We start from the raw sequence: 8,915 nt of genomic DNA on the forward strand, positions 1-8,915 counted from the left end.
CGCTGCGGCGCGACCGCCCCGGCCCCACCGACTCCCGACTACGCATTGATGCGCGCTGCCGAAATGCGGGTATTTCCGGTGGCCTTCCACAGGCGCACCGTCTTGTCCTTACTCGCGGTGACGAGAGTCCTGCCGTCCGGACTGAGTGTCGCATCGAGGACAGAACGCGTATGGCCGGTGAGAGGTTTGGCGTGCTGCCGTGTCGTCACGTCCCACAGGAGTATCCTCCCATCGCCACCGGAGGTAACGAGGGTTTTACTGTCCCGGGTGAACTCCAGTGCGGAGACGAAGCTGTCATGGCCGGCCAGGGACGCTGTGCGCTTGCGTGTTTCCATGTCCCACAAGAGCACCTGGTCGTCATGACTCACGGTGGCGAGAGTCCTGCCGTCCGGGCTGAAGACGAGAAGATAGACATCTGAGCGATGGCCGTTGAGCAGTCTTGTGGATTTCCGGCTTTCGGCATTCCACAGTAGTACCGTGCCGTCGGCACTTCCGGTGGCAAGAATCCCACCGTCCGGGCTGAACGCCACGGACGTGACGGTGTCGTCGTGGCCGCGCAGGCGTGCTGCGGATTGCCGTGTCTCGACGTCCCAGAGAATCACCGTGCCGTCGAAACTCGCGGTGGCTAAGAGGTCACCAGTCGGCCTGAACGACAGGTCTAGGACGAAGTCCGTGTGGCCGGTGAGAGAGTGTGGGGAATCTGGTGCCGCCACGTCCCACAGGAGTACCGTCGTCCCGTCTCCGGCGGTGGCGACGTGTTCACTGTTCGGACTGAAGCGCGCGACACTGACGCTGCTGTTGCGGAAGGTCAGCTGCTTTATGGACCGACGTGTTTTCGCGTTCCACAGAGTTCCTGACCGGTCGTCTTCGCGGGTGACGATGGTCGCGCCGTCCGGACTGAAACAGACATGGTTGACACCCTCTTGATGTCCCGTGAGAGAGCCTGTGGGGCGTGCCGTCTTCGCATCCCACAGGATTACCGATTTGTCGTCGCTGGCCGTGGCGAAGATGGCACCATCCGGGCTGAATGCCACGTCATTGACGTTACCTTTGTGTGCGGTGAGTCGCGCCGTCGAGCTCACGGTGATTTTCTTCGGCGTAGCGGCCTCGGAGCCCTTGGGGTCGGAATCCTTTCGCAGAGCGATGACGGCGGTCGTGCCCGCCGCACCCGCGAGCGCTGTGGCACCGAGGGTGAGAAGAGCTCGGCGGGGGATCGTTTTCCGGGGCGGCTGTGGTCTGTCGTTGGACCGTCGAGGCGCACGGGCGGCAGCGGACCGGTCGCCGTCGGACCGGTCGGCGTCACGGGCTGCGGGAGCGGGCGGCTCCGTGGGCGTTGGGGTCCGGCTTTCCGACGGGGCTACCGAGATACTCTCTGGCGGGGCCTGTACGGACGGCTGCGTCGGCGCGTGGCCCGTACCGGCGGCGGTGGAGCGCTTGGCGGAGGACTCCGTCGGTGCGAGGTCCGCGCCGACGGCGTCGGCACGCCTGGCGGACGGCGCGGGAGCCGGAAAAGGCGGGCGGAACGGGGCGTACCTGGGGCCGCTCACCGTCGTGTCGCCCCGCGGCCCGTGAGCCGTCCGAGCCTGCACCGCGGCCCCGGAGGTGTCCTCAGCCCCCGCCGCGGTGACGGTGCCAGGGCCCGTGCCGGCATCCGTGTCCCCGCCACCGCGACTGTCCCGGGCACCCGTTAACCCACGCCCAGCGGACCGCTGGTGCGGAATGTCCTGATGCCGTGTGATGTCCGCGGTGACTGCCTCGGGGAGCCAGTTTCCGGTGCGCCGCAGCATGCCGCCTTCGGAGGCTGCCCGACACAGACCGATGACCTCGGTTGGGGAGGGCCGTTTGCCGGGGTCCTTGTCCAGACAGCGGTTCAGCAGGGGTAGCAGGGCCTCGGGTACATCGGTCAGGTCCGGCTCCTCGTGCACGATGCGGTACAGCACGCCGTACGACTGGCCTTCCCCGAACGCGGGAGTGCCCTTCGCGGCGTACGTGACGAGCTGGCCGAGCGAGAAGATGTCGGTCGCCGGGCCGATCTCCCGGTCCAGGGCCTGCTCAGGGGACATAAAGGACGGCGTGCCCACGGTGGCCCCGGTGTGGGTGAGGGCGGTCGTGTCGACGGCCCAGGCGATGCCGAAGTCGATGACCCGAGGGCCGTCCGCGGCCAGCAGCACGTTGGACGCCTTCAGGTCACGGTGCACGATGCCCTCCCCGTGCACCGCGTGCAGCGCCTCGGCCACGCCCGCGGCCAGCAGCAGGACGGACGGGAGAGGAAGCGTGCCGTGCCGGGAGACCGCCGCGGAAAGCGTGGGGCCCTGCACGAAGGCCGTGGCGAGCCAGAGCGGAGTGGCATCGATCTCGCTGTCGACGACGGGCGCCGTGTACAGGCCGTGCACCCGTCGTGCGGCGGCCACCTCGCGGCGGAAGCGGCGCCGGAAGTCCGGGTTGTCCGCCAACTCGGGGCGGATCGCCTTGACGGCGACCGGCCGTCCGGCCAACGTGTGCGCGAGGTAGACCGTGCCCATGCCGCCCGCGCCGAGCCGGGCCGCGAGGACGTAGTCACCCAAGTGGGTGGGGTCGCCCGGCTCAAGCGGTAGGAAGACCGCGACCTGCGGACTCGCACCCGGGTCTGCTTCCTGTTCGGCCATGCCGGTCGGTCTCCCTGAGTCGTCAACTCCGCTGCAGTGCCCCGCACATGATCCTAACGGCCCCCGCGCTGGCCAGCGTACGCGTCGGGCCCGTCCGGGGCACGCGGGGCCACTGCCGCCGATCCGTCCGTGGCTGAGCGGGGGCGGTGACACGGGCGACCACCACGGGCCCGAAGAAACACGCGCGGTACGCAAGCCCGTCGAACGTGCGCCACGCGAAACAGAGAGGCCCGTGCCCCGCACCGAAGACACCGACGGCTCGGGGCACGGGCTACGCGCTCGGCACTCGATGACGCCCCCGGGCGGGCCGACCAGCATGGAGCGGCACCGCCACCGGCTACGAGAAGGCCGCGGCTCCCCGGGTCACCTAAGGCCGCGCGATCCGGGGTGCCGGCAGCGGGTCGAGGCCGCCGTGTTCGAGGCGTATCACGCGGGGCAGCCGCTCGATGGTGGTCTCGCGGTGGGCGATGACGATCAGGGTGCGGTCGGTGCGGAGTACGTCGATGGCCGTCTCCAGCTTGTGGGCCGTGCGTGGGTCGATGTCGGCGGTGGCCTCGTCCAGGACCAGCACGGCGGGGTCGACCAGGGCGGCGCGTACCAGGCCGATCAACTGGACCTCGCCGGCCGACAGTCGGCCCTCGCCGCCGCCGAGTCGGGTCGCCAGGCCGTCCGGCAGGCCGGCCACCCAGTCCTCCAGGTCGAGGCGGGCCACGGCCTGTCGGACCTCGTCGTCGGTCGGCCGGCGCGGGACCAGGGCCAGGTTGTCCTGGAGGGTTCCGCTGATCAGGTGTACCCGCTGTGGCACGAGGACGATCCGCCGGCGCAGTTCGCCGGGCGGCAGCGCGCGCAGGTCGACGCCGGCGTAGCTGACGCTGCCCGCGTCGGGCGTGTACAGGCCGGTGATCAGCTTGGCCAGGGTGGTCTTGCCAGCGCCGGTCGGGCCGATCAGGGCCACCCGGTCGCCGGCCGGGACGGACAGGCTCAGGCCGTGCAGGACCTCGGCGTCGGCGACGTAGGAGTAGCGCACGTCGCGCACCTCGAGGTCGCCCCGCTCGGGCGTCGTTGGGGGGGCCGGCACCGTGTCGCGTACGGTCTGTCGCGGCCGGTCCGGCGGGGCCGCCTGGTCCGTGGACGCCCGTTTCGGGGGCGCGTCCGTCGGATGGCGGGGGTGTGCGGCGTCGGACGGCGCGGTGTCGGGGGCGGGCTCGGTGGCGTGCGGGGCGGTCATCGTCAGCAGGTCGAGCAGTCGGGCCAGGCCGACCTTGGTGAGTTGCAACTGGCCGACGAGGTTGGACGCCTGGGTGGCCGAGTCGAAGAGTTGCCGGGTGGCCAGGATGAACACGACGACGGTGCCGACGCTGATCTGGCCGTCGGCGGCCAGCCAGCCGCCGAGCAGCAGCAGGACCACCGTGGTCAGGCCCTGCACGACGCGCGAGAGGCTGATGATGAACAGCGACTTCTGGGTGCGCCGCGCGGCCTGGTAGCGGTGCTCGCTGTCGGCGAGGAACCGCTGCCGCCAGCCGTCCACGCCGTTGTTGGTCTGCAGCATCTCGCGGGCCGTCACCAGCTCCCGGTAGGTGGCGGCGACGGTGCCGGCGGCGGCGGCCTCGGCCGCGAACGCCGGGCCCGCCGCGCGCTTGAAGCGGCGCAGCACCCACACGATGCCGGGCACGAACACCACGAGCAGCGCGAGGGTGAGCAGCGGCGAGTAGCTGAGCAGCAGGACGGTGGTGAACAGCAGGTAGCCGAGGACGGTGAGGACCTCGGGCAACTGGCTGCGGACGAAGTTGGCGAGGTCGGCGATCTCCGTGGTGGTGCGCCGCAGCAGGTCGCCGGAGCGATGGGCCTCAAGGAAGCGCAGCGGGGCCTGGGCCAGGCGTCGTACGGCCAGTTCGCGCAGGCCGCGCACGACGCGTTCGCCGACCGCGGTGAGCCAGATCTCGGACTGCCGGAACAGTACGAGGCGTACCACGACGAGGCCCACCAGCACGCCGGCGGCGGTGAGCAGGCCGTCGCGGTCGTCCTCGATGAGCTGGTCGACACCGGCGCCGATGACGGCCGGCACGGCGACCGTGCAGGCGGTGGCCGCGGCGCTGCTGACCAGGGCCAGCACGATGCCGCGGCGCTCGGAGCGCAGGTACGGCCAGGCACGGCGCAGGACGGCGGTTTGGTCGGGGGTCTCGGAGAGCCCTGGCTGCTCAGCCACCCGCGCTCACCCGCTCCTCGTCGGTCGCGGCCGGGGCGGCGGCGTGTTCCAGGGTGATGACGCGGTCGGCGGCGGCGAGCACCGCCGGGCGGTGGGTGGCGAACACGACGGTGATCCCGTCGCCGCGGCTGGTGAGTCGTTCCACGATGGCCTTCTCGGTTTCGGTGTCGACCGCTGAGGTCACGTCGTCGAGCAGGAGCACGGACGGCTTGCGCAGCAGCGCCCTGGCGAGCGCGAGCCGCTGGGACTGGCCGCCGGAGAGGGTGTTGCCGCCCTCCCCCAGCGGGGTCTCCAGGCCGTCGGGGCGCTCGGCGAGGTAGTCGTCGAGCGCGGCGAGGTGGCACGCCTCGCGCAACTCCTCGTCGCTGAACTCGCCGCCGAGGCGCAGGTTGTCGGCGAGGGTGCCGCTGACGGTGACCGGCCGCTGCGGCACGTACGCGACGCGGGCCCGCAGCTCGTCGGGGGCGGCCTGGCCCAGGGGGACGGCCCCGTACCGTACGGTGCCCTCGCTCGGGGCGCCCAGGTGGGCGAGGACGCGCAGCAGCGTGGTCTTGCCGGAGGCCATCGGTCCGGTGAGGGCGACGAGTTCGCCGGGGCGTGCGGTCAGGCTGGTGGGGGCGAGGATCGTACGGCCCTCGCGGCGGACGGTGACGCCGTCGGCGACCAAGTCCCCGGTGGCGGGCAGCGGGGTGGGGTTGGTCGGCCCGGCCAGGGCGGGTTCGGTCGCGAAGACCTCCATCAGGCGGCGGGCGGCGGTGCGGGCCTGGCTGAGTTGGCTCAGGCGCAGGGTGAGCACGCCGACCCAGAGCACCAGCATGCTCATCCAGCTCGTGAAGGCCACGATGCCGCCGATGGACATGTCGTCGCGCAGCACCGCCAGGCCGCCGACGGCGAGGCCGACGCCGATGGCCAGGCCGGGCACGAAGGGCGAGGCGGCGGCCCAACTCGCCGAGACGCGCGCGGTGACGAGGGTGTGCCGGGTGACGTGGGAGCTGCGCTCGTCGTGCCGTTCGACCAGCGCCCGCTCGCCGCCGAGGCCGCGTACGGCGGCGCTGGCGGACAGCAGTTCCTCGACGGCGTCGGCCCGGGCGCCGTGCGCGGCGGACAGGTCGGCGTTGGCCGCTCCGAACCACTTGGGGAACAGCACCGTGTTGATGATCACCAGCGGCGGTACGCAGGCGAGCCCGACGACGGCGAGCAGCGGGTCGAGCCCGAGGATGGCGATGATCATGACGGTGAAGCCGACGACGCCGGTGACGAAGGAGGCGAACCCCATCAGCCAGGTGCGCATCAGGTCCACGTCGCGGGTGCCGCGCATGCTCAGGTCGCCCTCGCCGTACCGGTCCAGGGCGGCCTCGTCGAGTACGCCGATCCGGTCGGCGAGGCGCAGGTAGAGCCGGTTTCCGGTGAGCGTCGCGCTGACCGTGGACTGCCAGCCGAGGACGATCTCGCCGAGCGCGGCGGCCACGCTGACCGCGGCGATGACGCCGGCCCAGCGGAGCGTCGCGGGCGGGTCGTCCACCGTGATGCCCTGGTCAACCGCCCGTTCGACGCACCAGGGCAGGCCGATCAGGGCGAGTTGGTAGAGCAGCCCGCCGATGACCGCGACGGCGATGCGGCCCGCGTTGTCGCGCAGGCACCACAGCAACAGGCCGCCGGGGCCCGACCGTGCGGCGGAGGCCGCGGGGGCGGCGGAATCCGGGGGCTTGGGCACGGCGGCGGTCGGGCGCGTCATGTGCCGCTCCCGCCGGGGAGTGTGGGCATGGTCGGGTTGACCTCCGTTGGCCGTGCTGGGTGGGGGCGTCGCGGCTGGTGGGCACGGGCGAGCCCGGGGGCCGGGGTGCCGGCTCGGGGGTGGTGGCTGCGCATGGGGCGGGCTCAGACCTCGCTGTCCTGGGTCTCGCCCCGCGTCCAGTACGCGGTGAGGTGGGTGTGCGCCCGGTCCAGGCCGTGGGTGCGGACGTAGTGGTCACGCAGGGACCTGACGACGCCGCGTTCGGCCGCGCCCCACACCCGGCCGGCCCCACGCGGCAGGGGCGTCGCGAGCGCGGCGTCGTGCAGCGGCTCCCCCACGGGGCGGCCGTCGCGGTGCAGCCAGGTGATCTCGGCGTCCGCCGCGGTGGGCAGCGGCTGCTCCTCCTGCGCGTCGGCGACCTCGATGAGCACCCGGGCCCTGGCGCCGGCGGGCAGCGCGGCCAGCGTGACGGCGATGGCGGGGATGGCCGTCTCGTCACCGAGGAAGAGGTGCCAGGGGGCTTCGGCGTCGAGCGGGTAGGCGGGGCTGGGCCCGAACCAGATGCTCTCGTCGCCCGGCCGTACGGTCTCGGCCCAGCCCGACGCGAGCTGGTCGGCGCCGTGCAGGACGAAGTCCATGTCCACCTCGGCCTGTTCGGGGCGGTGGTGGCGGATGGTGTAGCGGCGCAGCCGGGGGCGGGCGACGGGCAGCAGGGCGCGGGCCGCGTCGGCGGTGAAGGGGCGGGGCAGTTCGACGTGCGGCTCGTAGAAGTAGAGCGCGACGTGCTGGTCGGTGCCGTTGCTCAGGAAGCCTGACAGGTCGTCACCTCCGAAGGTGATCCTGGCCATATGCGGGGTGATCCGGCGCACCCGGCGCACCCTCGTGACGTTCAGCCTGCCTGGCCGACGGCTCGCGTACTGGTGCTCTTGGGTCGACGCCCCGCTCATCCTGTGGGCTCCTCACTCCTCAACGGTGGCCAACTCCTTAGATCTTGCAGTCAAGGAGTAAGTTAGGCAAGCCTAACCTTTGATGCGCGGCATCGTCGCGCCGCATTCGACGTGCGAGGAGAACCGAGATGACCCGATCCGCCACCCCGTTCACGCCTGTGAAGCGCCGGGCGTTCCTCGGCGGACTGGCCGGAGCAGCCGCCGCCGTTGGACTGACCGCCTGCGGGGTGAGCGAATCCGACGACGATGACAAGAAGGACGACAAGGGGGGCGAGGGCGGCGGGAAGCAGGAGACCCGCAGCGTCAGGACCGACAACGGCACCATCGAGGCCCCGGCCCACCCCCAGCGCGTCATCGCCTGCGAGAACTGGGACACCCTGATGCTCCTCGACCTCGGCATCGTGCCGGTGGGCATCCCCGACGGCATCGCGAACCCCGCCGCGCTGCCCGCGGACGTCTACCAGAAGCTGCGCCGGGTCAAGACGATCGGCGTGGCCGGCACGCCCAACGCGCAGGCGATCGGCGCGCTCAAGCCCGACCTGATCGTCGACCAGTTCTACAAGGACAAGACCGCGCCGCTGAAGACCATCGCCCCGGTCGCGTACTTCAACTGGTCCGACAGCGGGGCCCTCTGGTACGAGCAGCTCGACAAGGTCGCCGACGCGGTCAACCGGCGCGACGCGCTCACCGACGCCAAGTCGGAATACCGCCGGCGGCTGAAGGAGGTCAAGGACGCCCACGCCGCGCAGATCTCCAAGACCACCTGGGCCCCGCTCAGCGGCGGCCAGAACGGGGCGTTCTTCCTCGGCTCGCCGCTGCTGACCGTCATGCGTGACCTGGGCCTGCGGATCGGCGCGAAGATCGCCAAGGACGAGGCCGGGTTCGTCCAGAAGTCGTACGAGGAGCTGGAGATCCTGGACGACTGCGACGTGCTGCTCTACCCGCAGCTCTTCGACGGCAAGGCCCCCGCCCTCACCCAGCAGTTGCTGGACAACAAGGTCTGGAAGGGCGTGCGCGCGGTCAAGGCCGGGCACGCCTTCCCGATCAAGCACTACACCGTGGGCTCCTACCGCTGGGCCAACGGCGCGGTGGACGAGATCGAGAAGATCCTGCGGAAGCTGTGACGCGCGGGCCGGGCGCGGAGGTGGCGACGACCGCCCCCGCGTCCGGCCGTCACGCCCCGCGCGGCCGTCCCGGCCGGGCGGGGCCCACGCATGCCCGGGGCCCTGTCGCGCCGCCGCCCCGGGAGACCCACCGGACCACCAGCGTCCCGGGGCGCGTCGTGTGTTCCCGGCGCGGCGGCGCCCCCGGGTCCCGCCGCGTATCCGTGGTGCGCCGGGGCGCGGGCCCCGGCGCACCACCGCCCGTACGGCGTCCGCCCG

At 72.0% G+C, this 8,915-nt stretch carries 5 protein-coding genes and 1 pseudogene; 1 reads left to right on the forward strand and 5 read right to left on the reverse strand.

Annotated features, from left to right (window positions below; all coding sequences use genetic code 11):
* Positions 1 to 38 precede the first annotated feature (38 nt).
* From AC3CHW_RS02475 to AC3CHW_RS02495, 5 genes and pseudogenes are all read right to left on the reverse strand, one after another.
* Positions 39 to 1,589: a WD40 repeat domain-containing protein gene (locus AC3CHW_RS02475; RefSeq protein ID WP_488470943.1), complete on the reverse strand. Its 1,551-nt coding sequence runs from the start codon at positions 1,587 to 1,589 to the stop codon at positions 39 to 41.
* A 104-nt stretch (positions 1,590 to 1,693) separates the two neighbouring features.
* Positions 1,694 to 2,645, reverse strand: a pseudogene (locus AC3CHW_RS02480) (serine/threonine-protein kinase); the annotation flags it as partial.
* A 367-nt stretch (positions 2,646 to 3,012) separates the two neighbouring features.
* Positions 3,013 to 4,851, reverse strand: coding sequence for an ABC transporter ATP-binding protein (locus AC3CHW_RS02485; RefSeq protein ID WP_488469396.1), 1,839 nt, complete (start codon positions 4,849 to 4,851; stop codon positions 3,013 to 3,015).
* Positions 4,844 to 6,586 carry an ABC transporter ATP-binding protein gene (locus AC3CHW_RS02490; protein WP_488469397.1) on the reverse strand — a complete coding sequence of 581 codons (1,743 nt, stop codon included), beginning with the start codon at positions 6,584 to 6,586 and terminating at the stop codon, positions 4,844 to 4,846. Before AC3CHW_RS02490 ends, AC3CHW_RS02485 begins: the two co-directional genes overlap by 8 nt.
* Positions 6,587 to 6,729: 143 nt before the next feature.
* Positions 6,730 to 7,533 (reverse strand): siderophore-interacting protein, encoded by an 804-nt coding sequence (locus AC3CHW_RS02495; RefSeq protein ID WP_488469398.1) that lies wholly within the window; start codon positions 7,531 to 7,533, stop codon positions 6,730 to 6,732.
* 128 nt (positions 7,534 to 7,661) lie between these two features.
* Here AC3CHW_RS02495 and AC3CHW_RS02500 point away from each other — a divergent pair, with 128 nt between their 5' ends.
* Entirely contained in the window at positions 7,662 to 8,657 is a 996-nt protein-coding gene (locus tag AC3CHW_RS02500) for an ABC transporter substrate-binding protein (RefSeq protein WP_488469399.1), read from the forward strand.
* Positions 8,658 to 8,915 lie beyond the last annotated feature (258 nt).

It is taken from the genome of Streptomyces sp. MGP-BFMKR1, assembly GCF_057766585.1.

Bases quoted from the DNA above. Each gene is read 5' to 3' on its own strand.
- AC3CHW_RS02490 (WP_488469397.1), bottom strand. From the start codon at position 6,586: ATGACGCGCCCGACCGCCGCCGTGCCCAAGCCCCCGGATTCCGCCGCC.
- AC3CHW_RS02495 (WP_488469398.1), bottom strand. From the start codon at position 7,533: ATGAGCGGGGCGTCGACCCAAGAGCACCAGTACGCGAGCCGTCGGCCA.
- AC3CHW_RS02500 (WP_488469399.1), top strand. From the start codon at position 7,662: ATGACCCGATCCGCCACCCCGTTCACGCCTGTGAAGCGCCGGGCGTTC.